Origin of the sequence: Campylobacter vicugnae, from assembly GCF_002139875.1 — a bacterium.
GTDB lineage: Bacteria > Campylobacterota > Campylobacteria > Campylobacterales > Campylobacteraceae > Campylobacter > Campylobacter vicugnae.
Map to the genome: position 1 here is coordinate 962,401 of NZ_CP018793.1, position 24,421 is coordinate 986,821.

General features: G+C 31.2%; 26 protein-coding genes and 1 tRNA gene. 4 read left to right on the plus strand and 23 right to left on the minus strand.

Translation table 11 applies throughout. The features are described from left to right. Positions 1 to 127 precede the first annotated feature (127 nt). Positions 128 to 1,378, plus strand: a complete 1,251-nt coding sequence (locus CVIC12175_RS04980) for a type II toxin-antitoxin system HipA family toxin (RefSeq protein WP_086302714.1) — start codon at positions 128 to 130, stop codon at positions 1,376 to 1,378. A 39-nt stretch (positions 1,379 to 1,417) separates the two neighbouring features. On the opposite strand, the gene CVIC12175_RS04985 is transcribed toward CVIC12175_RS04980, so the two are convergent. The 6 genes from CVIC12175_RS04985 to CVIC12175_RS05015 all read right to left on the minus strand — a co-directional run bounded on the left by CVIC12175_RS04985 (position 1,418) and on the right by CVIC12175_RS05015 (position 7,118). Continuing rightward, positions 1,418 to 3,415, minus strand: coding sequence for an ATP-binding protein (locus tag CVIC12175_RS04985; protein WP_086302716.1), 1,998 nt, complete (start codon positions 3,413 to 3,415; stop codon positions 1,418 to 1,420). Next, positions 3,402 to 4,484 carry a DNA cytosine methyltransferase gene (locus CVIC12175_RS04990; RefSeq protein ID WP_236861054.1) on the minus strand — a complete coding sequence of 361 codons (1,083 nt, stop codon included), beginning with the start codon at positions 4,482 to 4,484 and terminating at the stop codon, positions 3,402 to 3,404. Before CVIC12175_RS04990 ends, CVIC12175_RS04985 begins: the two co-directional genes overlap by 14 nt. Positions 4,485 to 4,898: 414 nt before the next feature. After that, entirely contained in the window at positions 4,899 to 6,194 is a 1,296-nt protein-coding gene (locus CVIC12175_RS05000; protein WP_335582312.1) for a Fic/DOC family protein, read from the minus strand. Positions 6,195 to 6,294: 100 nt separating this feature from the next. Next, positions 6,295 to 6,531, minus strand: coding sequence for a hypothetical protein (locus CVIC12175_RS05005; RefSeq protein WP_086302720.1), 237 nt, complete (start codon positions 6,529 to 6,531; stop codon positions 6,295 to 6,297). Positions 6,532 to 6,541: 10 nt separating this feature from the next. Then, positions 6,542 to 6,823 carry a hypothetical protein gene (locus tag CVIC12175_RS05010; protein ID WP_086302722.1) on the minus strand — a complete coding sequence of 94 codons (282 nt, stop codon included), beginning with the start codon at positions 6,821 to 6,823 and terminating at the stop codon, positions 6,542 to 6,544. Positions 6,824 to 6,833: 10 nt separating this feature from the next. Continuing rightward, on the minus strand, positions 6,834 to 7,118 hold the full coding sequence (locus CVIC12175_RS05015) for an antitoxin VbhA family protein (protein WP_086302724.1): 285 nt from the start codon (positions 7,116 to 7,118) through the stop codon (positions 6,834 to 6,836). Positions 7,119 to 7,259: 141 nt separating this feature from the next. On the opposite strand from CVIC12175_RS05015, the gene CVIC12175_RS08725 reads away from it, so the two are divergent. Further along, a complete protein-coding gene (locus tag CVIC12175_RS08725; protein ID WP_257789264.1) occupies positions 7,260 to 7,391 on the plus strand; it encodes a hypothetical protein in 132 nt (43 codons plus the stop codon). 92 nt (positions 7,392 to 7,483) lie between these two features. On the opposite strand, the gene CVIC12175_RS05020 is transcribed toward CVIC12175_RS08725, so the two are convergent. From CVIC12175_RS05020 to CVIC12175_RS05100, 17 genes are all read right to left on the minus strand, one after another. After that, positions 7,484 to 8,149 carry a zeta toxin family protein gene (locus CVIC12175_RS05020; protein WP_086302726.1) on the minus strand — a complete coding sequence of 222 codons (666 nt, stop codon included), beginning with the start codon at positions 8,147 to 8,149 and terminating at the stop codon, positions 7,484 to 7,486. A gap of 388 nt (positions 8,150 to 8,537) precedes the next feature. Beyond that, positions 8,538 to 8,614 (minus strand) — tRNA-Ile (locus CVIC12175_RS05025). Between the two features lie 82 nt (positions 8,615 to 8,696). Continuing rightward, entirely contained in the window at positions 8,697 to 10,208 is a 1,512-nt protein-coding gene (gene putP / locus CVIC12175_RS05030; protein ID WP_086315892.1) for a sodium/proline symporter PutP, read from the minus strand. A 15-nt stretch (positions 10,209 to 10,223) separates the two neighbouring features. Beyond that, positions 10,224 to 12,029: a penicillin-binding protein 2 gene (gene mrdA / locus CVIC12175_RS05035; RefSeq protein WP_086315893.1), complete on the minus strand. Its 1,806-nt coding sequence runs from the start codon at positions 12,027 to 12,029 to the stop codon at positions 10,224 to 10,226. Beyond that, a complete protein-coding gene (locus CVIC12175_RS05040; protein WP_086315894.1) occupies positions 12,026 to 12,514 on the minus strand; it encodes a hypothetical protein in 489 nt (162 codons plus the stop codon). The genes mrdA and CVIC12175_RS05040 overlap by 4 nt, the downstream gene beginning before the upstream one ends. Further along, the gene (locus CVIC12175_RS05045) at positions 12,481 to 12,939 is read right to left on the minus strand and encodes an N-acetyltransferase (protein WP_086247180.1); all 459 of its coding nucleotides are present in this window, start codon (positions 12,937 to 12,939) and stop codon (positions 12,481 to 12,483) included. The genes CVIC12175_RS05040 and CVIC12175_RS05045 overlap by 34 nt, the downstream gene beginning before the upstream one ends. Next, positions 12,936 to 13,532 carry a ribosome biogenesis GTP-binding protein YihA/YsxC gene (yihA, locus tag CVIC12175_RS05050; protein WP_086247179.1) on the minus strand — a complete coding sequence of 199 codons (597 nt, stop codon included), beginning with the start codon at positions 13,530 to 13,532 and terminating at the stop codon, positions 12,936 to 12,938. Before yihA ends, CVIC12175_RS05045 begins: the two co-directional genes overlap by 4 nt. Continuing rightward, a complete protein-coding gene (locus CVIC12175_RS05055) occupies positions 13,529 to 14,002 on the minus strand; it encodes an LptA/OstA family protein (RefSeq protein ID WP_335582301.1) in 474 nt (157 codons plus the stop codon). Before CVIC12175_RS05055 ends, yihA begins: the two co-directional genes overlap by 4 nt. Next, positions 13,987 to 14,514, minus strand: a complete 528-nt coding sequence (locus CVIC12175_RS05060) for a hypothetical protein (RefSeq protein WP_152023634.1) — start codon at positions 14,512 to 14,514, stop codon at positions 13,987 to 13,989. The genes CVIC12175_RS05055 and CVIC12175_RS05060 overlap by 16 nt, the downstream gene beginning before the upstream one ends. Continuing rightward, positions 14,493 to 14,981: a KdsC family phosphatase gene (locus tag CVIC12175_RS05065; protein WP_086248894.1), complete on the minus strand. Its 489-nt coding sequence runs from the start codon at positions 14,979 to 14,981 to the stop codon at positions 14,493 to 14,495. The genes CVIC12175_RS05060 and CVIC12175_RS05065 overlap by 22 nt, the downstream gene beginning before the upstream one ends. Next, complete coding sequence (gene hisB / locus CVIC12175_RS05070) at positions 14,978 to 15,550, minus strand: imidazoleglycerol-phosphate dehydratase HisB (protein WP_086315896.1); 573 nt, start codon at positions 15,548 to 15,550, stop codon at positions 14,978 to 14,980. Before hisB ends, CVIC12175_RS05065 begins: the two co-directional genes overlap by 4 nt. Before the next feature lie 8 nt (positions 15,551 to 15,558). Then, a complete protein-coding gene (locus CVIC12175_RS05075; RefSeq protein ID WP_236861056.1) occupies positions 15,559 to 16,329 on the minus strand; it encodes a septal ring lytic transglycosylase RlpA family protein in 771 nt (256 codons plus the stop codon). Beyond that, the gene (locus CVIC12175_RS05080) at positions 16,313 to 17,509 is read right to left on the minus strand and encodes a lytic transglycosylase domain-containing protein (RefSeq protein WP_086302732.1); all 1,197 of its coding nucleotides are present in this window, start codon (positions 17,507 to 17,509) and stop codon (positions 16,313 to 16,315) included. Before CVIC12175_RS05080 ends, CVIC12175_RS05075 begins: the two co-directional genes overlap by 17 nt. An 8-nt stretch (positions 17,510 to 17,517) precedes the next feature. Continuing rightward, a complete protein-coding gene (locus CVIC12175_RS05085) occupies positions 17,518 to 18,279 on the minus strand; it encodes a TatD family hydrolase (RefSeq protein WP_086302734.1) in 762 nt (253 codons plus the stop codon). Beyond that, positions 18,276 to 19,499 (minus strand): GGDEF domain-containing response regulator, encoded by a 1,224-nt coding sequence (locus CVIC12175_RS05090; protein WP_086276821.1) that lies wholly within the window; start codon positions 19,497 to 19,499, stop codon positions 18,276 to 18,278. Before CVIC12175_RS05090 ends, CVIC12175_RS05085 begins: the two co-directional genes overlap by 4 nt. Before the next feature lie 60 nt (positions 19,500 to 19,559). Further along, on the minus strand, positions 19,560 to 21,080 hold the full coding sequence (locus tag CVIC12175_RS05095) for an AAA family ATPase (protein WP_086302736.1): 1,521 nt from the start codon (positions 21,078 to 21,080) through the stop codon (positions 19,560 to 19,562). Beyond that, positions 21,077 to 21,934, minus strand: coding sequence for an NAD(+) kinase (locus CVIC12175_RS05100; RefSeq protein ID WP_086302738.1), 858 nt, complete (start codon positions 21,932 to 21,934; stop codon positions 21,077 to 21,079). Before CVIC12175_RS05100 ends, CVIC12175_RS05095 begins: the two co-directional genes overlap by 4 nt. Positions 21,935 to 22,093: 159 nt before the next feature. Between CVIC12175_RS05100 and aspS the strand changes: the two genes are divergently transcribed. Both aspS and CVIC12175_RS05110 read left to right on the plus strand, forming a co-directional pair. Then, complete coding sequence (gene aspS, locus CVIC12175_RS05105; protein ID WP_086302740.1) at positions 22,094 to 23,845, plus strand: aspartate--tRNA ligase; 1,752 nt, start codon at positions 22,094 to 22,096, stop codon at positions 23,843 to 23,845. Continuing rightward, positions 23,845 to 24,420, plus strand: a complete 576-nt coding sequence (locus tag CVIC12175_RS05110; RefSeq protein WP_086256221.1) for an adenylate kinase — start codon at positions 23,845 to 23,847, stop codon at positions 24,418 to 24,420. Before aspS ends, CVIC12175_RS05110 begins: the two co-directional genes overlap by 1 nt. Position 24,421: the final 1 nt, after the last annotated feature.

The following is a 24,421-nucleotide window of genomic DNA, read 5'->3' on the forward strand; positions in this document are numbered from 1 at the left end:
GCAAAGAGTAAATATAGCTATTATTATTTTGTGTATATTTATCATTTCTGCATTTGAAACAGAGATAAAACATTTAAAACAATATATTATTTATTATCTTTTTTGCTAAAACAAAATGAAAGGTAAGATGAAAAATTTATTTGAAATTTATGATAATGAAACCAAAATTGGAGAAATGAAAGTATATGCAGTAGGTAAAAACGAAACATATTATTTTTCATATGATAAACAATGGTTAAAAAATGGATTTGAAATAGACCCAAATTTACCTCTCAAGGATATGGAATTTATCTCAAAAGATCTTTGGGGTATCTTTTGCGATATCAGTCCTGATAGATGGGGAAGACTTATCCAAAAAAGAAAAGCAAACAGCGAACTTACCAATAGTGAATATTTGATTGGGGTTAGTGATTATTTTAGAGTAGGTTCTATTAGAATCAAAAGAGATGGAGAATTTGTATCTTCAAAAACTGATATTCCAAAATTAACAAATATAAATGAACTTTGTCAATCAGCCAATAGAATAGAAGAAGGCGAAAGTTTAGATAGCGATATAAAAAATTTATTAGCTCCAAGCGGGAGTTTGGGTGGAGCTAGACCAAAGGCTAGCATTCTTAAAGATAACAAACTTTATATCGCCAAATTTCCATCAATCAAAGATGAATATAAGCAAATTTCAAAATGCGAACAAACTATGTTAGAAGTGGCAAAAATAGCAAAAATCAATGTTTGTAAAACACAACTTTATGAAACGATAAAAGGAACTGCTTTATTAGTTGAAAGATTTGATAGGATAGGAAATGAGAGAATACCATATAAATCAGCAATGACGCTTTTAGGGGTTAAAGAGAGTGAAACAAGTGATGAAAAAAGCTATGTCGATTTGGCTTTTATATTAGATAGTAAAAATAAAAAAGAGCTATTTCGTAGAATGGTTTTTAATGGTTTATTTGGCAATACGGATGATCATTTGAGAAATCACGGCGTTTTATATGACAGAGAAACAAAAAGTTGGAATTTAAGTCCAGCATTTGACATTACGCCTGATACGATAATATACTCAAAGCAAAGCCACGCTTTAAATTTTATAGATTTTGTAAATTTGCCTTCTATTGAATTATTTAATGAAATAAAAGAATTTTTTGAGATAAATGAAAGCGAATTTAAAGAAATTTTATCTGATATGCTGATTGCAAGAGATGAATTTGAAAAAATAGCTAAAAAAAACGGAATAAATAGTGATAACTTAAAAATGTTAAAAAATAATTACGAACACGAAGATTTTGAAAAAATTAGAAATTTATATAGAAATAAAGCTTATGAAAATACTAATAATAAAAAACCAGTAAAAAGAAATATTAGTGAATTTAGTCTATGATAAACAACGAGTAGAAGCTAAATTTTAAATATATCCAACCTAAGATAAGCTAGGAACTATTTTGCTTTTTTTAATATTTTCCATAAATTCCTTATACATATTTTTTGCTTTTTCTAGCAACTCAGCATATGTATATACCTCTATATTATCATCTTTTAATTTCTCAAATTCTCTTGAAGTTATATTAATTCTGTTTGTCTCATCAGTACTAGTAGATTCTGATATAATACATATTGCCTTGATATCTTCAAGTCTTATATCATCTTTATTTGGTTCGGTTAAACTTTGTTTTACCCCTTGTTTATATTTTTTGATTTGGTCATATAAACTTGAATAAGTAACCAATGCATGATCCTTTGGATTGTTTTTCTTAAGTTCTATTATAATAGGATATTTTTCTTCTTGCACTTTTATCAATATATCTATACGACCGATTTTATCTTTATCTCCGCTTCTTATTTTTATATATTGTTCTTTTATTCTTTCAAAATTTATATCGTTATTAGTATTCCAGTAAGGATTTATTAACCAAGGGTTGTTATATAAATGATCTTGAAAAATCTTTTCGGTACTTGTTGAATCGTTCATCAATTTTTCAAGTCTATCTATAGCCTTTAGCCTACGATCAATAATATCTGCAGTTTGTATTTGTTCTGCTTTTGCTATCTTTTCCATAAATTTTGACATAAGACTAAAAACAGATTTGGCATCTTCGGATATTTCATTGATCTCCTTATCTATTTCATCAATGCTGATATTATTTACAACATTTGCAATTGATGTGATCATAGAATTTACTTCTTTACTGTATATTTCACTATCATCATTTAATCTTGTAACAAATAAACTTAGTAATTTATTATTTATTGTTTTTTCATCCTCTGTTAATTTGCTCAACCATTCTTTATAACTATCATTATTTTTAATTCTTTCTGGCAATGTATCTACAGCATTTCTCATTCTAAAATCATTCCATTTAGAAATAAATTTTCTTCTAATTTTATCCATATTGTCAATAAAAATTTTTACATCATTATTTGATTCATCAAGCCCTTGCCTACTAGACGTTATTGGATCATTATCGGTGTCCAAAAAATCAACTTGAATTTCTCCGACTATATATTGTGAAGCTATTCTTGCATCAGGCTTATTTTTAAAAATATTTTCATCGGCAATTTTATTATTCATATATGCTATTACAAATGCTCCATTGCCGTCTTTAGATAGATCTTTTGGTTTTTCTACACTGCCTATCCACCCTTTTATTTTGTTATTTCTTATATAGCTAGAAATATTTGTGTCGTTATCTTGAAATTCTTCTATTATTATATTAGCATTGTTAAAAATAGCTTTAATTTCATCTTCTTTATAGCCAAAATATAAAACAAGTTGCAAATCGTTATAATATGAATTTTTTGATAGTTCTATATCTTTGTTATCTATTTTTAAAGAAAAATCATTAGAAGTTAAGTAAAACCTTTTTGATAGTTGATTTGTTAAATTTGATTCCGATGTTTGTGTGAATTTTCTTCTTAAATCAAAAATTTTAACTATAAACCCTGAATCAAAATTCATATAATTAGAATATTCACTAGGCAATTCATTTAGAAATCTAATCTTAGCAACATATGGGTCATTTTTAAGCATCTCATTGTAATCCAACATAAAATTTATCCATTGCGAATCATCTTTTGTTTTCGTAAAAATTTCATATTGATTACCTATGCTAAAAGTGGCAAGCTTTCCTATACCTTTTTTACCCATAGGTTTTCTTTGAGGCAGACCATTAATAGCGACTTCTGATTGTTTTGGATTGCCTATTTTACAATATTTATTATTTAGCTCATCAATACTCATACCTTTACCATTATCGGCGATAATTATATATGATTTTTCTATTTTTATATCAACTTTGGTTGCATAAGCATCGTATGAGTTTGCGACAAGTTCAGCCAGTGCTGGGGGAGTGCTGCTGTATAAATTTCTACCCAAATGAGTAACAGCATTATTTGTAGTTGAAAAATTAATTTGTGTCATCCGTGTATCCTTGATATTGTTTTAAGTGTCTCAAAATACTTTTTCCTATATGCTCACCTAGTTTTGGAGGAACAGCGTTGCCTATCTGCCTAGCTATTTTACGCATATTTACCTTTTCATCTTCATTTATAAATTTATACTCTATTGGAAATGACTGTAACAAAGCACCTTCTCGTAAAGATATGGCTCTATCTTGCTCAGGATGTCCGAATCTTCCTGTACCATAGTTTATAAACTGAGTGGTAAGCGTAGGAGCTACATCATCCCAACTCATCCTGCCATATACCGACTTATAGCTTTGTCCGCTTGATTTTTTATAACAATTTGGTAGCAATTCTTCATCCCAATCTTGCCATGAACCACCTGGTTTTGATTGTTTTATTCTTTTAATATTTATATCTGTAAGCATAGAGCTTATATGAAGCTTATCTTTTTTGTTGTCGTATACACCAGCTTTAATTTTAGGAACTGTGAATATTACATCTTTAATTGTTATTTTTTTTTCTTGAGATTCTACAAAATCAATATTTCCAAATTTAGAAGCTAAAAGCAAAAGTCTTTTTCGTCTTTGAGCGACACCATAATTGCTAGCATCGTGAATCTTAAAATTTACATTATATCCTTGTAATTTTAGGCTGTCAACAAAATCGACAAAGACTCTCTCCTTTCTTAGCTCTGGAACATTTTCCATAGAGACTATTTGAGGTGAAGTTTGTTCAATTAATCTTAAAAAATCATATAACAAGCCCCAATCTTTATGAGAAGATCTATCTTTTTTATTTTTTTGATGTGCTGAAAATGGCTGACAAGGAGCACAACCAACCAATACTTTAATGTCAGTATCACCAAATAATTCATCAATCTCTTTGCTATCTACATCACGAACACTTTTATGTATAAATTTTACTTTGTTATTTTGCTCATAAGCAAATTTACAACTTTCATCTAAATCTATTCCAGCTACGACTTTTATGCCAGATTTACCAAGTCCATAAGTGAGTCCGCCTATACCACAAAAGAGATCTATCGCAGTTATTTTCATATTTTCAACCATCATTTTAAATGCCATATTCTATCTTAAAATAGTTTAGGAATCTTTTAAATGCCTTTATATTCCACTCTTTATTAAAATTTAGCTTCCAAAGCTTTTATTTGATTTAATACTATCTAACTTCTCTTTTATAGCATATCTTATAAAAGCTGAAGCAGAAAAGCTCATATTAAATGCTGTTTGACTAATATCGTGGTGCTCTTCTTCTGTGAAATATATCGTTATTGTCTTTTTTCTTTTGAAATTTTCTATTCTTTTTTATTTGGGATTGTCTTTCTTTTTTTGAGCAATATCAGTATCCCCCCCCCCCTAGCTGAATTTAGAAATTCATTCTCATCTTTAAAGTCCATAATATATCCTTTCTTAATTAAATTTTTTATATTTAATTTAATTGATTTTTCAAATTCTTTATAAAAGCATTCAAATTCATTTTTATATATTTCTATCACTGGAATGATTATCTCTTGTGTATTGCTTTTCTTTTGAAGAGATATCTTTTTTCATCATATCTTTAGTCGTGTTAGAAAGTGCTTTTAAAAATAGCTCTTTTTCTTTATTTTCTATATCTTCTAAATTTGGCTTATGTTTTTCTTTGTTAATACTCTTTTGTTCTTGTATTGAATTAAATTTATTAATATTATTGATTAGCTGTTGCTTTTGCAAATTTTCATCTTTAAAATAACTTTGAATAAAGCTTCTCATAAAGGCTTGAACTTCGGGCGATAAAGTTGTTAAACTTTCTACTGTTTCAGCTATTGATTTAATTGTATTTTTAACAAATTTAGATGAGTTATCAATTATGTTTTTATACTTGCCGTCTGGAGTTTTGTCTTTTATATAATTAAACATCTTGTTTATTTTAGTTTCTTGTTTTGCTAACTCTGGCTGACCTATGGCGATTAAATAATCAAAGTCTTTACTAAAAGCTGATGGCTCACTACCTAAAAATATATTAAAATTTTTATACTCTTTTCCGTCAGCCTTAATAGAAAAATTAACTTTATGAGTTGCAAATGTTCCATTTTTTTCATTTTGTTCTCTTACTATTTTATCTAGCTCAATAAGAGATTGAAAAACAGAAACGCCACCATCTTCTCCTTTTATATATCCTTCACCAGCTGAATTTTTAATCAACTCACTAAGCATAGATACATCTTGAAAATTTTTAGCCGTTCTATCTAGGTTGAAAGAATTTAAAGCAAAAGCATATTGTATGCTATTTAAATCGTCTTTAGAAAAATTTAATTTCGTTTCGTTATTTTTATCTATATTATCGGTTTGCATTATTTTCTCCTTATTGGTTAGTTGGATTATATTTTCTTTGATTAATCTCTCTAACATTTGCGGTTTTAGCTGTGAGGCTTGTTTTGAGGCTAATATCATTTTTTGTGGCTCTATTAAATTTAGATCCATTTCATATCCAGCATTTTTAGCAAGTTCATTCATAAATATTCTTTGTGTTCTGCCGTTGCCTTCACGAAATGGATGAAGTGCGTTAATCTCCATTAATAACTCTGAAGCTCCCTTAGCAAAGCTATCAATATCTTTACAATCTTTTAAAAAATTTTTATCTTTTAATTCATCAAATATAATTTTAGAATATTTCTTTAATTCATTACCTGGGACAAAATGTTGGTTACCCTTTAGAAATACTCCATCTAGCCCAATATCTGCTCTATCAAGACTAGCAAATGTATATACATCATCAAAAAGTTTTTTTATGTATATCTTTTAAATGTTGATAGTCAAAATTGCCTTTAATTGGACTAAATTAGAATCTAAAAGCTATCTATCAAAATCATTTTTAGGGATACCATCATCTAAAAATTTAAACACTTACACCCCACTCTTTTTTATATTCGGCGATTATTTCATCAGCTGTTTTTTCATTTTTTGCAATTTTTATCATATTAATAATGTCTCTTTCATTTGCAAACATATTTTCAATAGCGTGTCCGCAAATGGTAGATCTTATAGCTTCATATTGCTCTTTATTTAAATCATCTTTATATTTATCAAGTATAGCTAAGCTCTCTTCTAAGCTATGCACTTCTGGATATCTCATTTTTTCTCCTTTATAAATTTTCTATTTTACTATTTTGTTCTAAGTCTGAATTATTTAAATCACTTACTCCCCACTCTTTTTTATATTCGGCGATTATTTCATCAGGTGTTTTTTCTTGTTTATCTACTTTTATGAGATTTATAATGTCTTCTTCATTTGCAAACATATTCTCAATAGCAAATCCACAAATAATAGATTTATTTTGCTCGTATTGCTCTTTAGTTAAATCATCTTTATATTTATCAAGTATAGCTAAGCTCTCTTCTAAGCTATGCACTTCTGGATATCTCATTTTTTCTCCTTTATAAATTTTCTATTTTACTATTTTGTTCTAAGTCTGAATTATTTAAATCACTTACTCCCCACTCTTTTTTATATTCGGCGATTATTTCATCAGCCGTCATCTCGCCTTTTAAAATTTTAATGTTATCTATAATATTTCTTTGGTTTAAAAACATACCTTCTATTGCAAAACTACCTATATTAGATCTTATAGCTTCATATTGCTCTTTAGTTAAATCATCTTTATATTTATCAAGTATAGCTAAGCTCTCTTTTAAGCTATACACTTCTGGATATTTATTCATCTATTTTCCTTTCTAAGGCTTCTGTTTTATAGAATATTTAAATTTTTATGATGGATTATATAGCATATATTCTTACGATGTCAATAGATTAAGTTAAATATAATTATATTTTGTAAAATACATTTTGTAAGTTTTTATAGAGTGCGATACCCAAATACAAGCCATCAAAGAACTCAAGCAAACAACAGAGTAGATATAGATAACGCTCAAAATAGCATAAATTCTAAAATATTAATCAAAGAGATAAAAATCGGCAAAATATTTATCAACTGACAAAACCTATAAATCAAAGTATTCCAAGCAGTGTAAATAAATCCAAAAATAAAGGCAATTAAATGGAAATTAAAATTAAGATAAAGTATAAATCACCTAAATAAGTCAATTTTGTATTTATTTGTATTTTCATATTTTTTTTGCATTCTGTACTTATTAATAATTTCATTAGCATAACTATCTATTATAGTAAAAAATTCTCCATTTTGCTTAACTGCTACTAATTTGGCATTTGATAGAGTTTGCTCTTTGTCATCTAGAATTTCACTATTGTTATCATAGAAATAGATCTTATCGCATACTCCAAGTAGCTCTTTTAGGTTATCAAAACTCTGTCCAAATCTTCTTTCTAAAGTTTCATTGTCTATATTATGTCCGCCTTTGCTTACTCTAATTGCTACTCTTTTTTTAGATATTTCAACATTTTCTAAGCCTATATAAAAAAGCGTAATATTATAGTCTTTGTTTTTAGCCAATTTTATAAATCTAACAATGCCTTTTCCACTAAGTGTTGTTTCAAGATTAAAACTAGCACCACTATTTAAAAATTTATTTCTCATAGCAATAGCTAATTTACCTGCTTTATTTTGTATATATGAGCTTTCGTAATTACCTAATTCCTTTGCTAACTCATCGCTATTTACTCTATAACCATAAAAATCATTTTTTAAAAGCTGATTAATGTAAAATGTGCTTTTGCCACTCCCATTTACTCCAGCAAAAATATATAATTGTTTAGTATCTTTTATATTATCCATATAGCAAAACCTTTTATATTGGGACTTTGATTTTATTATATTCTTATTTTACCTAATTCAATCTTTTTTATCATAAATAGCAAACTAAAAAACCTTACTCCCTTTAGGATTTCCTACAACAGCAAAATACCTTTTATCTCTTATCTCTAAAAGCTCGATATCCTTATCGCTCAAACAAGCCTTTGAAATATTAGCCATAATAACTCCTACAATAGTGACTTATTAAAATAGTAGTGACTTAATTAGTAGTAAAATTTTTTGAGAATTAATAGTATTTTTTCAAAATCAATTGAGAAAAAACAGCACTAGAAAACTCTCTCTAAGTATGAAAAATAGGCAATAAAATTGAATAAATAAAAAAGGATTTGAATAGATATAAGATATTAAGTGGTGGGTTTACCAGGACTCGAACCTGGGACCATCCGGTTATGAGCCGGATGCTCTAACCAACTGAGCTATAAACCCACTTGAATAGGAGTTGGAATTATATAGAATAATTCCTTAAATCTATATAAAACAACTCCATAAATCTAAATTTATATCAAATTTAAATTCTATTTTGTCTATCTTTCATTTTATTAAATTCATCATCAATTACTGATAAATTTGGCTCTTGAGACATCTTTTTGAGCATATTATTGTAGCGATTAACCAGCCAAATAACAAGAGATGATAATACAAATCCTGGAAGTAACTCATAAACTACACTTGATAACCCAAATAGTATCCATAATAAAACAGTTACACCCCCAGTGATAATACCAGCTAGAGCTGATAACGCACTCATATGGCGTGAATATAAGCTAAATAATAGCACAGGTCCAAAGCTCGCACCAAATCCAGCCCACGCATTACCCACAACTCCAAGAACTGTATCACTAGAATTAAATCCTATAATAGTAGCAATCACAGCAACAGCTATAACAGAGATTCTACCAGTTAAAACCTGAGCTTTATCGCTTACTTCATGCTTATAAAAAGCAAAGATAAAATCTCTAGTAACAGAACTAGCGCTAACTAAAAGCTGAGATGATATGGTGCTCATAATGGCTGCTAAAACTGCTGAGATAATCACACCTACTATAAATGGATGAAATAAAGTATCACCAAGCTTTAAAAATACAGTCTCTGGATCTGATAGCGTAATGCCATTTTGTGTAAAATATACAAAACCTATAAGCCCACTAGCCATAGCACCCACTAAGCCAATAACCATCCACGAGATTCCGATGCGTCTAGCCGAGCTAAGCTCTTTAGCATCTCTAATAGCCATAAACCGCACAATAATATGTGGCTGACCAAAATAACCAAATCCCCAAGCCAAAAGCCCCAAAATACCTAAAAATGTCTGTCCAGCAAAGATATTTAAATGGTCATAATTTGCTGCGTGACTATACTCATTTAAAAGTGTTAAAAAGCTTGAGCCTTCTGGAATTTCAATGCTAAAATATGCAACTAAAGGTATAAATACAAGAACTAAAAACATCAAAATACCTTGAAACGCATCTGTAAGGCATACAGCCTTAAATCCTCCAAAAAATGTATAAAATACCACTATACATAGAGTTACTGCAGCACCAAGAGCAAAATCTAAACCAAAAAAGCTCTCAAATGTCTTGCCTCCTGCAATAATTCCACTACTTACATAAAGCGTATAAAATACCAAAATAAAAATTCCTGAGATTATACGTAAGACTTTTGTTTTGTCTTTAAATCTATTTTCTAAATAGTCTGGTATTGTAATACTATCGCCTGAAATTTCAGTATATACTCTAAGTCTGCTAGCAAGATATTTATAGTTTGCCCACGCACCAATACTAAGCCCTATAGCTATCCAAGCATTGCAAATACCACTAAGATATAAAGCACCAGGAAGTCCAAGCAACATCCATCCACTCATATCACTAGCACCAGCACTAAGTGCAGTCATAAATGGACCCAAAGATCGATTATCTAGCAAGTACTCATTTAAATTTGACTTTTTGTTATAAGCTAAACGACCAATAACTAAAAGAATCGCAAAATAAAGCCCAATGGCTAAATAGGTAGTAAAATCCAACTTAACTCCTTTATATTATTTTCTTTTTTTAATATATTTTTCATCTATATAACCCATATCAGCAAGCTTATCAAATATCCTAGCTAGTATTGGCCCTGCTGCACCGCCCCCACTTGCACCGTGTTCTACTAATACAGTTACTACATATCTAGGATTCTCATATGGTGCATATCCAGTCATCCATGCATGTGAGCGCTCATAATACTCCATATCAGACTCTTTTATTCTTTCTTTGTCTTCTTGACTGATACCTACTACTTGAGCGGTTCCTGATTTGGCTGCGATAGTTACCTTTGATGGGCTTAATACTCTAAAGCCTGTTCCACCTGGGACATTAGCTACAGCATACATCCCTTCTCTTATATATTTTAGGGCTGATTTTTCTTTTTGGGTTAATATATCTTTGCCTATCCACTCTTGTTCTACTCCACCAATACTACTGATAAAATGCGGAGTAATATCATATCCCATTGCAAATATAGCCGTATCTCTAGCAACTTGCATTGGAGTAGCTAAGAAGCTACCTTGACCTATACTTGTATTTATCGTATCACCTTGATACCATGGCTGATTTAGCCTAGCCTTTTTCCACTGAGCATTTGGGACTATGCCTATATATTCATTTGGTAAATCTACGCCCGTTTTTACACCAAAGCCATACTTTTTAAGCACTGGAGCCATAACTTCTATACCTACATTATAAGCACCACGATAAAAATATGTATCACAACTATCACGCAAAGCCTCTACGATAGTCATCATCTCAGAGCCGTAATTTTTCCAGTTTCTAAATTTTCTATCGCCTAGCTCAAAATATGGATCACAAAGTAGCTTTGTAGTAGGTCCTATTTTGCCACTTTCAAAAAATGCCATTCCCATAGCCATCTTAACAACGCTACCAGGAGGATAAAGAGCATTTACAAGCTTATTGGTAAATGGATGGTCTGGACTATTCATCATCTCATTCCAATCGCTTTGACTAATTCCGGTTACAAATTGATTTAGATCATATTCAGGAAGGCTCGCAGCTGCTAAAATAGAGCCATCTATAGCATCCATTACAATAACAGCACCAGCTGGTCTATCAAAGGCCTCATATAGATACTTTTGCAACTCTAAATCCATAGTAAGAGTGATATCTATACTGCTTGGTTCTATATATTCTACCTCTTTTACTATTTTATTAAGTGCAGTTACCTTCGTAACTCTTTGCCCCTCTATACCTTGTAAAATTTCATTATAATATCTCTCAATCCCACTTCTACCAGTGTAATTAGTAAGTTTAGAGAGCGGATTGGTCTCTATATCTTTTAAATTTGCCCTACCTACATACCCAATGATATGACTAGCTAAATTTCCAAATGGATAGTGCCTAATAGATACTGGCTTTACATCGATATTATCACGCAAATTTAACCTAGCAAAGTGAGGCAAAACCCTATCATAATCTAAAAAATTAACCACATTTACAAAATCTTGAGAATATGGGGAGTCGTTTTTAATATACTCTCTTTTAAGCCTTGTAGCATTTAAATCTGGAAAAATTGAGATAATAAAATTTATCTCATTATCAAGTATACTCATATTTCGCCTAAGATGTGGCTTAATAGATATCTCAAATCCGAGCTTATTTACCGCTAATGGTTTGCCATTTTTATCTAAAATTTGACCACGAACTGGAGCGATATAATCAGTTTTGATAGCGTTTTTTTCAGCAATTTGTTCATAATATTCATTTGATTTAATACTTAAATAATAAACTCTAGTAAGAAGTATAATCCACACAAGGGCTATAATTCCATATACAATAGTCATTCTCATAAGATTCGCCCCCTAAATATCACAAGAGCAATCAAAGACTCTATCGCACCATATAACAAATATTCATAGCTTAAGTTCATTCTAGGCTGATTTAATACATATAATACTATATTACTTACTCCAAGAGTGATGATATAGCCAGAAAATACATAGATGGTAATTAATAGCTTTCTCCATTTGATATTAGTTTTTAACCAATCATTTATAAGATAATAAAATAACAACCAAGCCAAAATTACAGAGCAAAACTCAAATCCATTTAACTGCTCAGCAAATACCAAAAAAGCAAAGCTTAAATACCATCTTTTATCTTTTGTTCCAAGTGTTCGCTCTATCTCATCACTAAGCATAACCAAATAGGCAAAAAATATCCCAATTAACGAAGGTAAAAATATAGCCGTAATACTAAATATCTCATAACCTACAATAAAAATACAAAAAAGGCTAAATCTTAAAGATTCTGAATTAGTGCTATTTCGTTGCATACTGGAAAGTGCTTACATTTAATACAATCAGCCCAAATTTTTTGTGCTGGTAATCTCTCTTTAGAGATCTCAACAAATCCTAAATTTTTAAAAAATTCACTCCTGTAAGTAAGGGTGAAAACTTGAGCTATTTCTAAGGCTCTAGCCTCGTCTAAAAGGGCATTTACTAACCCGCTACCAACTCCTTTACCTCTATAATTAGAATCTACTATTAAACTTCTAACCTCAGCCAAATTTGAAGCGTGAATATGAAGAGCGCTATATCCAATTAGCCTATCATCATCAAAAGCCAATGTATATGAGCGAATATTAGTAGCTATCTCATCATCACTTCTAGGCAAAATCACCCCATTTTCTACCTCAGGGCGAACCAAAATTTGCATACTTGCTATATCTTTTAATCTTGCTTTTTTATACTCTATCATTTTACACCAAATACTGCATTATATATTGCTTTTGTAGCTTTTTCTATGCCTGTTTTTTTACTACTTGAGACTAAAATAGCTGCTGGGTCTATCTTTAGTACTGCTGATTTTTGACTCTGATTGAGCTTATCTGATTTTGTATATATATTTAATACACTTTGATCAGCTCTTACAAACTCATTTAAATAAAGAGTTAAATTTTCATCTCTTTCTAAACTAGCATGTCTAGAATCAATAAGATGAACAAAAGCTTTAATATTTATCCTTTGTCTTAGATATTTATCTAGATTTTTTTGCCATGCGCTATGCATACTTTTGCTAACTTTTGCATATCCAAAACCTGGTAAATCTACAAATATCAAAGGGACTTTTTCTATTCCGTTATCTACTATTACTTCAAAATAGTTTATCAATTGCGTTTTACCTGGAGTGGAGCTAGATTTAGCCAAGCCGTTATGGTTTGTTAGGGCATTTATTATAGAGCTTTTACCTACATTACTACGCCCTAAAAATGCCACCTCGCTTATGCCAAATTCAGGTGAATCATCAATTCCTTGAGCTGATAGTAAAAATTTTGCGCTAACAATTCTCATTTATCTTCTACCTGGAATATAAATTTAACCGGTTCTTTATCTTTACTTTTGACATTATAGATGCCTTTTAATTGTTCAACTATAATCTCATCGCCAAATATCTTTTTATCACTATCAATCTCATGTAAAAATGCATTGCCTTTTAAAATGTAGGTTTGATTTTTTGGTTCATATGTTAATACATCTCCACTGCCATTATAAGTTTTACCATTTAGCAATATAGTAAATTTAGCTTCGCTTATAGCTTCATATTTATAGGGTTGGTGTTTTTTATCAAAATAAATTTTGACCCTTTTTGCATTTAGTCTATCGTTTTTGCCCTTTTTTATTAACACATTACCTACAAGCTCACCAAGCCCTGCTTTCTCATCGGCATAGAAGCTATCAGCACTTACTTCTACTTGATTTGCATAACTAAAGCCATAAATCATCGCCACAGCTACAAAAGCTCTAATTATCTGTAAAACCAACCTTTAACTCCTTTTGCTGTTATATGATTACTATCTAGCTCGTATATTACGCTATTTCCTAATATTTTATCTCTATTTTGTATCAATTCAAATGGGTAATTGCTTAGTAAAATTTTTTCAACACTTCCATATAAAATTTCACTAGAGTTATATCTTAAATTTGTAACTAAATTTAGATATTTTACATCGCCAATAAATGTTATATTATCATCTTTATATATAGCTTCATTGGCGTTTATGTTGTGGGTATCTTTTTGAATGAAGGTTATATCTGGATTAATAAATTTATTATAATCATCATAGGCTATAACGCTGCTTGATATAAACTTAGCATATGTATTAGTTGCGTTTATATCATAGCTTACAACTCCATCAGCTTGCATATTTGCTACTTTTATATTGCCATCTTCAAGAGTGTGATCATATGGATTTTGCAACATTAAAGCCACCACGCTCATACTAAAAAGAGCCACAACAAAATAAAATATCTTTATAGCCAACGCCCTATCCACTCATCGCGTAAATTTTCTCTATCAATGATAATCTCTATCATCTCTCTAACTGCACCATGACCGCCATTTTTACTTAATTTTATATCTGGAGTAAGTGCTTCAAAAGCATCATTTGGCGCAAAACTAATAGCTACATTTTTTAACAATCTCATATCGTTTAAATCATCACCGATAGCTGCTGCATTTTCTAAACTTAATCCTTCTAATTCTAAAATCTCTTTAGCCTTAGCAAGTTTATCACTTACTCCTTGAAAGCAGTACTTAATCTCTAGCTCTTTTGCTCTATCGGCTACTATTTGAGAGCTTTTACCTGTAATTATGGCCGAAATTTTACCCATACGGTTCCACTGCTGTATGGCAAATCCATCTTTTACATCAAATCTTTTAAATTCATCAGATGAATTAGTTTTATAAAGACCGCCATCGCTCATACATCCATCAACATCTAAAAATATTATCTCTATCATAATACTCCTTTGGTGCTTGGAATTCCTATTTTATCATTTTTAGCTACTGCTCTGCGAAACGCTACGGCAAAAGCCTTAAATGTAGCCTCTGCTATATGGTGAGAGTTGGTTCCTCTTTGTTTAATTAAATGCAATGTAATACCTGAATTCATCGCAACCGCTCTAAAAAACTCCTCCACAAGCTCACTATCAAAACTTCCAATTTTTGGATTCATATGCGACTCATAGACTAAAAATGCTCTATTAGATAGATCCAAAGCACACTCCACAGCAGCCTCGTCCATTACAACAACTGCATTGCCGTATCTCTCTACTTTATCAAGCGGATATAGAGCTTCCTTGATAGCTTGACCTAGTACGATACCGCAATCTTCAACACTATGATGATCATCTATATGCAAATCACCTTTGCAATGAAGTTTAATATCCATTAAAGAGTGCTTTGCAAGTGCAGTTAGCATATGATCAAAAAATCCAATACCAGTATTTATATCACTATTTCCACTTCCATAAATTTCAATCTCTAAACTAATATCAGTCTCTTTTGTAGTTCTTTGTTTTTTTATCATTATATTTCCTAATCTCTAGCTATAAATGCACCTTTAAACTGGCCACTAGATATAAAATCACGAGCCTCAGCTTCACTTCTAAATCCTATTAAGAATACTCTATAAATTGGCTCACCATTTAAACTATACTCACGAACTGTTGTTTTATAAATTCCATTTGTATTATTATATTGAGCTTTATAGGTATTTGCTCCAGATAGGCGTCTAAATGCACCGATTTGCACCATAAAATTACCACCTGTATATGTATGTGTTTTGGCTGTTCTATTAGCTGGAGTTTCAATCTGCCCATAAAATCCAATAACTTCTAATTTAACAGGAGCTGTACCATCAGCTATCATACTAATCTCAGTAGCAGCTGCTTTAGATAAATCTATGATTCTACCAGCGACAAATGGCCCTCTATCATTAATTCTAACTGTTGTAGTTTTGCCATTTTTCAAGCTTGTAACTTTAACCATTGTATTCATTGGCAAGGTTTTATGTGCTGCAGTTAGAGCATACATATTATATGTTTCGCCATTACTTGTTTTCTTACCGTGAAAATTTGGCCCATACCAACTAGCAATACCTGTGGCTGTATCGCCAACTTCTACTACTGTTGGGTAGTAGGTTTTACCATTTATGGTATATGGTCTCATTGTTGCTTCTTGGCTGCTTTTACTAGTATTTGGTTGAGTATTAAAATCTGAACCAAAATATGGAATACTACTTACAGAACATCCGCTAAAAACTAACGCTGTTAATGCGATTAATGATATTTTAGTGAGGTATGACAAGATTTTCTCCTATTGCTAATTTCATATTTGTTTTACTATTTGCTTTTACAATATCTGCTACTTCTACTCCAAATTTACGAGATATAGCGCCTAGCGTATCCCCTTTTTTAACCTCATATTCATAGATAGTTTTAGCATTTGCTGGGACTGCTAGTTTATAATTAGATTTAATTTTACTTATATTGTTATACTCTTTTATATCACTTGTTTTGATATTTAACTTTTTAGCTATTATCTCAAAAGTATCACCCTTTTTGGTATTGTAAATTTTAGTTTTTGGGCCTATTTTATAGTTTGCTATAAATTCCTCTTTTTTAATAGTTGGAATATAGATATAGTATTTATCTCTATTTGGCGGGGTAAAACTATATCTTAAATGCGTATTGTATTGGCTTAATTTTTCTATGCTAAATCCTATAGTAGATGCCACATCACGTAGGCTAATTCCACCTGGAATATCTACTTTTTCAATGCCTATATATGTAGCTGAATTTAGCATTGAGCTATCCTTTGAGATTAAAAAATCACTATCATTTGCTACATATGCCATCATTATAATCTTGCGTAAATAATCTCTAGTCTCTAGTGGTAGATATTTTTTCTTTGGATTTAATAAAATATTAATATCATCACTACCAGCAGCTTTTATAGCTCTACTTAGTTTGCCCTCACCTGCATTATAAGCCAAAATTGCTAAATACCACTTACCAAATCTATCCTTTAATCTCTCCAAATAATCAATAGCAGCATGCGTAGCTTGTAGTGGATCGCGTCTTTCATCAACATATTTATCAACTTCTAGATTATGCAGTTTTGCGGTACTAGGAATAAATTGCCAAATTCCAGCTGCCTTAGCGCCAGAGGTAGCTCTATTTGATAGTTTAGATTCTACAATAGCTAGATATAATAAAAAATCTGGAGCATTTCGCTCTTTTAAAACATCTTTGATTATAGCTGCGTGTTTATACTCTTTAGTTATAGTATTTATAAATTCTTGCTTTGTTGTATTCATTCTATTATTTTTTAATAACAAAAAATACTCATTATTAACATATTTAGGCTCAATATCAAGCTCTTTTAATATTCTAATCTCCTTTTGAGAATTATCATTCCAAACCATAAATCCAAATGAATAACTAAAACTCAAAAGTGTTAATAAAAATATTGATAATACTCTCATTTTTCTCCTTAAATTCCAAATAATCTATTTGCATTTTGTGTAGTTAAATTCTCTACCTCATCTCTACTCATACCTAAAATACCAGTCATCTTATCAGCTACATATGTTGTAAATGCTGGCTCATTTCTTTTGCCTCTATGTGGTTCAGGCGTAAGATATGGAGCATCAGTCTCAAGCACAAGCCTATCAAGTGGGATTTTAGGCAAAATTTCAACCAATTTTTTACCATTTTTAAAAGTCAAAACTCCACCTATACCATAATAAAATTTACTACTTAACTCAAGCAATATAGGACTAGCATTAAAGCAGTGCAAAACTCCACCTACTAGCCTATCTTCGTACTCTTTTAATATTTTTAGACTATCTTCATTTGCATCTCTAATATGCACAATCAGCGGGAGCTTAAGCTCAATTGCTAAATTTATTTGAGAGATAAAAGCATCTTTTTGTTTAGCTTTATATCCATCTATATCATTATCAGGAAGCCTAAAATAATCCAGCCCACACTCTCCAATAGCTATGCATTTTGGATCTTTAGCAAACTGACGCAATACAGCCTCATCATAACCTTCAATCTCATATGGATGTACTCCAGCTGCAAAGTAGATATTTTCATTTGAATTTGCTATTTGTGCAGCTTTTGGTAAATCATTTATATCAGCACCAGGAATTATAATCTTATTTACCCCATTATCAAAGGCATTTTTTATCACACTATCAATATCATCATATCTAGCATCATCTAGATGGCAATGTGTATCTATAATCATAAAATTTCTACCCTATTTTTACCATTTATTTTGGCTTTTTGTAAGGCCATATAGCCTTTTATAATCGCTTGGTCAAATTTAAGCGAAGTATCAAAACTACAAACACCAACTGAAATTGTCGGCGAAATCTCTGAAGCTACTACAAGACTAGCTACTTTAGATCTAATTTGAGCCATAATTTTTATAGAATCATCAAAGCTAATATTATTTAAAACTACTCCAAACTCACCACCACTAAGCCTAGAGACAACCATTTTTTTTAGCTCACTTTTAAGCGTAGATGCTACATGGGTTATAACCCTATCGCATAGATCAAATCCAAATTTAGCATTTATATCTCTTAATCCATCTATATCTACAATAGCAATGCTAAATTCTGCTTTTTGCTCTGCTAAATTTTTAATATAATTAAAAAAATAACGCCTATTAAATAACTTTGTTAATGGATCATATTTTTTATATAGCTCGATATTAATCTCATCTTGCATAGCTTTTAGATTGCTATCGACTCTATATATAATCTCCTCTTTACTAAATGGTATGGAAATAAAATCATTAGCTCCATTTTTTAAAAATTTAGCTGCTATATCATTATCGCTGCTAGCTACTGCGATTAAGCCTAGATGATTTTTATTTTTTGTTTGGCGAATTTGACGCATAAGCTCAAAACCATCTATAACTGGCATATTATAAGCTGTTAATATAAGCTTTATATCTGGATTATCATTTAGATAATTTAACGCCTCCTCTCCATGTGCTGCAGTAAAAACTTTATAAAGTTGGGAATTTAAAATCTCTTTTAGCTGATTTCTAACACTCATTGATGGTTCTACTATCATAACCTTATAGCTACGATTTCTACACAATCTATTAATAGTATCAAATATATAATTAATCCCATCAAGGCTATCTTTTAAAACATAATCAACTATATTTTTTTGAGTAAATATCTTTTTTAAATTCTCATCTACACTACCAGTAAGAATAATAGCTAAGATATTTTTAGATAACACATAATCTACTATTTCACCATCTGGGGCATCTGGCAAATTTAAATCAAGCAAAGCGATAAAAAAATCATCATTATCTTCAATAGCATTTATCGCCTCTGCATAACTATGAGCTACTACCACATCCATATCTACATTAGCGTCCATCTTTTTAGCTATTAGTTTGGCTAAGGCTTTATTATCCTCTACTATAAGGACTCTCTCTCGCATTATAACCCCATATTAATATTTTTAAGGCCCGATTATACTAAAATTTGACTTTAAGAGTTATTAAAGCAATAACTTCTTAGCAAATTCAGTTGCCTCTTGTGTTATACTCTCGCCACTTATCATACGCGATAACTCCATTACTCTTTCATCAATATTTAACTCTTTTGCAGTAGAGCCTTTTGAACTTTTTTGTACTAAAAAATGGTGATGAGCTTTAGAGCTAAGTTGCGGCTGATGTGAAATAGCAAAAATTTGATATAAGCTTGATAGTTCTATCAATACATTTGCAATACTCATAGCCTCTTTACCGCTTAAATTTGCATCTATCTCATCAAGGATTAACACTCCTCCACCAAGACCGCTAATCTTAGCTTCACTAGCAATAAATGCTAATCTTAAACGATTTATCTCTCCACTACTTAGAGTTTTTAAATTTGAGCTATTTAAATTTATATCTACTAAATCAGAGCCATTTATATCTAAATTTTTACTATTTAAATCCATATCAATCCTATCCATATATAGATCTTTTAAATAGCTATTTATCATAGTTTCTAACTCTTTTATAGCTTTAAAACGCTCTTTTGTTATAGCTTCTGAAGAGCTTTTAAGCTCATTTGATAATTTTGCAAATTTAGATACTAAATCAGATTTTTGAAACTCTATATTTTCATAATGGGCTAATTCACTCTTTCTTTTTTTTAATATCTCTAGACACTCTTCTATACTTCCATATCGTTTTATTAGAGCATTTAGACTCTCTATACGATCTAAAATCTCCTCAATATCCAATCCTTCAAACTCATCAAAATCCACACTACTTCTAGCTATTTTAAGCTCATTTAATGCATCGCTAAAAAATCCACTATCAATCTCGCTAATATGCAAAGCGTCCATTACTGCCTTCTCATAGGCAAATATCACTTCAGCTTTATTCCAAGCCTCTTCTATCTTATCTTTTTTACTAAGACGCTTTTTAATAGCATTAAGCTCTTCAAATTCTCCTACTTTAGGAGAAACTTGCTCGATCTTTTCTATCTCAAATTTAGCAAAATCTCTAAGCTCATCGATCTTTTTTTCCTCTTCATTTATCTTATCTAGATCTTTTTTAACGCTCAAAAATTCACCAAATTTCTCTTTAAATTTGATTAAATTCTGATTATGATTTTTAGATTTTTTACTAGCTAAAATATCTAAAAGATTAAGCAATCTACTATTTTCAAACTCTGTAATATCTTTCGCGCTTAAATATTTTAAATGGCGACTAGCAACTAAATTTAGATTTTTTTTAGATATCGATTGATTATTTATAAAGTATCTTGTGCTTTTATCTTTTAAAAGCTTAAAGCAGTTTATATCATCTTCTTCTATCCCAAACTCATCTAATCCTAACTTGCACTCTACATCAGCCTCAATGAGTCTAGCCTCGCTATCTTTATAACCAAAAACACTTAAAATTGCCCCCATTAAGACGCTTTTACCCGCACCACTAACGCCAGTAAATACACTTAGTCCATTACCAAATTTTAACTCTAATTCATCAAAACTTAAATAATTTTTTAGATAAAGTCTCTCTATCACTGGTGCCCCCATCTTAATTTCTCTTTTAACACGCCAAAGTAATCCCTTCCTTGATGTCTAAGCAGATTAACTCTAATATCGCTAACGCTAATATCTACACTATCAAATTCAATCAAATCCAATCTATCTTGACCATCTATTAGCACCACTACATCATCATTACTTCTAAACTCTAGTCCAAACTCTTTAGGCAAGACAAGCGGTCTTTGAGTTAGACTATGAGAACAAATTGGAGTTACGCTATATGCATCACATAAAGGGTAAATAATTGGCCCGCCAGCGCTCATATTATATGCAGTTGAACCCATCGCAGAGCTAACTATCACCCCATCACCAAAATATGAATTAAAATGCTTTGAGTTTAAAAACGCATCAATATGCGATGTAGTATCTATCTTTTTACGCATTAAAACTATATCATTAAAAGCGAGTTTGGTAGTAATTTTACCATTTTTATTAAAATTTGCCCTAAGCATATATGGGCGTTCAACATCATAAATTCCAGCCAAAAATTGATCTAAAAATCCACCAAATCCATCTAAAGTTGAATCAGTCAAAAATCCCAAATGCCCAGTATGCACACCATATACATAAGCTCCACTCCTAGCTGCCTTGCGACATGTAGCAATAAAATTACCATCGCCACCTAAAGAGATAATAACTCTAGCTCTTTTAGTTAGATCATCAAACTCATATCCTTGCACACCAAGACTACTAGCTACATGCGATTCAAATATAACATCAATTGAGCGACTTTTAATAATCTTAATAATTTTAACTAAGGCATCTTTTTGCTCTATTGGGTCTCTTGTTGTAATTGCTATAGTATTTAAATTTTTATGAATTTCAGACATAATACTCTCCAAAAATCAAAATTCTACACAAAAAAATATAATATAAAGTATATCTAAAAGCCTAAATTTAACTTTAGCTAATTACTAATAAAAATCTCTAATAAAAGTTTTATAAAATTTAATGTATAATGGCGGCTTTTTATAAACGAAAGGATTAATATGCGGAGTCATTACTGCACCGACTTAGACGCAAAAGATATCGGTAAAAGCGTGAGTCTATGTGGTTGGGTAAATTCATATCGTGACCACGGCGGCGTTATATTTATAGATCTGCGTGATAGAAGTGGACTTATACAGCTTGTATGCGATCCAGCAGATAGTAAATCAGCTCACGATATAGCTTCAAAAGTTAGAGATGAGTATGTTTTAAGAGCTAGTGGAAAAGTAAGAGCCAGAGGCGAAGGACTAGTAAATCCAAGATTAAAAACTGGCCAAATAGAGGTAGTAATCGATGAGCTAATCATTGAAAATGAGAGCGCTCCACTGCCTTTTGTCGTTGGTGATAATAATGTCGGCGAAGATATCAGGCTTAAATATCGCTTTTTAGATTTAAGAAATGAAGAGAGCCTAAATAAATTCCAACTTCGCTCTAAAGCTAGCATAGCTTGTAGAAATGCATTAGATAGACTTGGATTTTTAGAAGTTGAGACTCCTATGCTTACTCGTGCTACACCAGAAGGTGCTAGAGACTATCTAGTTCCTAGTCGCGTACATCCTGGTGAGTTTTACGCACTTCCTCAAAGCCCACAACTATTTAAACAACTTTTAATGTGTGCTGGATTTGATAAGTATTTTCAAATTGCAAGATGTTTTAGAGATGAGGATTTAAGAGCTGATCGCCAACCTGAATTTACTCAAATAGATGTTGAGATGAGTTTTTGTGATCAAGAAGATGTAATTAAAGTTGGTGAAGAGGTATTAAAAGATATATTTGTAGCTTGTGGTCACCAAATCCAAACTCCATTTAAAAGAATGTGCTATAAAGATGCTATGGAGCTTTATGGTAGTGATAAGCCAGATCTTAGATTTGATCTAGCTATGATTGATGTAATAGATATCTTTGCTAAATCAAATAATGAAATTTTTAGCACTCCAGCACAAGATCCACACAAAAATAGAGCCAAAGCTATTAAAGTTCCAAATGGTGATAATATCTTTAGTAAGCGTCAAATGCAACGCTTTGAAGAGTTTGTACGCAAATTTGGTGCTAAAGGTCTAGCATTTATCCAAGTTAAAGAAGATGGATTAAAAGGGCCGCTTGTTAAATTCTTTGAACAAGAACAAGTTAATGAACTCGTATCTAGATGCGATCTTAAAGTTGGAGATGTTGTATTTTTTGGAATTGGCGATAAAAAGACAGTTCTAGACTATATGGGAAGATTTAGAATTTTCTTAGCTGGTGAGTTAGGCATTATAGATGAAAAAGCACTAGAGTTCTTATGGGTAGTAGATTTTCCTATGTTTGAGCAAAATGATGATGGAAGCTACTCAGCTATGCATCACCCATTTACAATGCCAAACAATCCAGACGAGCCAAATTTAGAAGATATCACAAGTATCGCTTATGATGTTGTATTAAATGGCGTAGAACTAGGTGGCGGAAGTATTAGAATTCATAAAAATGATATCCAACAAAAGGTCTTTAAGCTTCTTAAAATTGACGAAGAAGAACAAAAAGAGAAATTTGGCTTCTTATTAGATGCGCTTAGCTTTGGTGCGCCTCCACATGGTGGATTTGCCATTGGTTTAGATAGACTTATTATGCTAACTACTGGCTCATCAAGCATTCGTGATGTAATAGCATTTCCTAAAACTCAAAAAGCTTCATGTCTAATGACACAAGCCCCAAGCAGCGTAGATACTCATCAATTAAGGGATCTAGGTTTAAGATTAAGAGAAAAGGATAAATAATGAAAAAACTATTTTTAATAATCGGTGCTCCAGGTAGCGGTAAAACAACTGATGCTAGTATAATCGCTGCAAATGATAGCAAATTTAGCCACTACTCAACTGGCGATCTATTAAGAGCTGAAGTAGCTAGCGGTAGCGATCTAGGCCGTTTGATAGATAGCTTCATCTCAAAAGGAAATTTAGTCCCATTAGATGTAGTTGTAAATACTATAATATCAGCTATTAAATCTAGCCCTACTGATTATATCCTAATAGATGGCTATCCAAGAAGCGTTGAGCAGATGATGGAGCTTGATAAAGTTCTAGCTAATACTGATGATGTAGAGCTATCAGGCGTTATAGAAGTAGACGTAAGCGAGCATGTAGCTAGAGAAAGAGTCCTAGGTAGAGCCAGAGGCGCAGATGATAATGATGAAGTCTTTAATAATAGAATGAAAGTATATCTAGGCCCTCTTAAAGAGATTAGAGATTTTTATAGCTCTAAATCTCTACTACGCAATATCAATGGCGAACGCACAATAGAAGAGATTGTTAGTGATATGGCAAATTTATTAAATACTATGATTAAGGAGTAAA

What these genes read in the sequence shown, in the direction of transcription:
- CVIC12175_RS04980 (WP_086302714.1), top strand. Translation starts at nt 128, where the DNA reads ATGAAAAATTTATTTGAAATTTATGATAATGAAACCAAAATTGGAGAA.
- CVIC12175_RS04985 (WP_086302716.1), bottom strand. Translation starts at nt 3,415, where the DNA reads ATGACACAAATTAATTTTTCAACTACAAATAATGCTGTTACTCATTTG.
- CVIC12175_RS04990 (WP_236861054.1), bottom strand. Translation starts at nt 4,484, where the DNA reads ATGGCATTTAAAATGATGGTTGAAAATATGAAAATAACTGCGATAGAT.
- CVIC12175_RS05005 (WP_086302720.1), bottom strand. Translation starts at nt 6,531, where the DNA reads ATGAGATATCCAGAAGTGCATAGCTTAGAAGAGAGCTTAGCTATACTT.
- CVIC12175_RS05010 (WP_086302722.1), bottom strand. Translation starts at nt 6,823, where the DNA reads ATGAGATATCCAGAAGTGCATAGCTTAGAAGAGAGCTTAGCTATACTT.
- CVIC12175_RS05015 (WP_086302724.1), bottom strand. Translation starts at nt 7,118, where the DNA reads ATGAATAAATATCCAGAAGTGTATAGCTTAAAAGAGAGCTTAGCTATA.
- CVIC12175_RS05020 (WP_086302726.1), bottom strand. Translation starts at nt 8,149, where the DNA reads ATGGATAATATAAAAGATACTAAACAATTATATATTTTTGCTGGAGTA.
- mrdA (WP_086315893.1), bottom strand. Translation starts at nt 12,029, where the DNA reads ATGAGAATGACTATTGTATATGGAATTATAGCCCTTGTGTGGATTATA.
- CVIC12175_RS05040 (WP_086315894.1), bottom strand. Translation starts at nt 12,514, where the DNA reads ATGCAACGAAATAGCACTAATTCAGAATCTTTAAGATTTAGCCTTTTT.
- CVIC12175_RS05045 (WP_086247180.1), bottom strand. Translation starts at nt 12,939, where the DNA reads ATGATAGAGTATAAAAAAGCAAGATTAAAAGATATAGCAAGTATGCAA.
- yihA (WP_086247179.1), bottom strand. Translation starts at nt 13,532, where the DNA reads ATGAGAATTGTTAGCGCAAAATTTTTACTATCAGCTCAAGGAATTGAT.
- CVIC12175_RS05065 (WP_086248894.1), bottom strand. Translation starts at nt 14,981, where the DNA reads ATGATAGAGATAATATTTTTAGATGTTGATGGATGTATGAGCGATGGC.
- hisB (WP_086315896.1), bottom strand. Translation starts at nt 15,550, where the DNA reads ATGATAAAAAAACAAAGAACTACAAAAGAGACTGATATTAGTTTAGAG.
- CVIC12175_RS05080 (WP_086302732.1), bottom strand. Translation starts at nt 17,509, where the DNA reads ATGAGAGTATTATCAATATTTTTATTAACACTTTTGAGTTTTAGTTAT.
- CVIC12175_RS05085 (WP_086302734.1), bottom strand. Translation starts at nt 18,279, where the DNA reads ATGATTATAGATACACATTGCCATCTAGATGATGCTAGATATGATGAT.
- CVIC12175_RS05090 (WP_086276821.1), bottom strand. Translation starts at nt 19,499, where the DNA reads ATGCGAGAGAGAGTCCTTATAGTAGAGGATAATAAAGCCTTAGCCAAA.
- CVIC12175_RS05100 (WP_086302738.1), bottom strand. Translation starts at nt 21,934, where the DNA reads ATGTCTGAAATTCATAAAAATTTAAATACTATAGCAATTACAACAAGA.
- aspS (WP_086302740.1), top strand. Translation starts at nt 22,094, where the DNA reads ATGCGGAGTCATTACTGCACCGACTTAGACGCAAAAGATATCGGTAAA.
- CVIC12175_RS05110 (WP_086256221.1), top strand. Translation starts at nt 23,845, where the DNA reads ATGAAAAAACTATTTTTAATAATCGGTGCTCCAGGTAGCGGTAAAACA.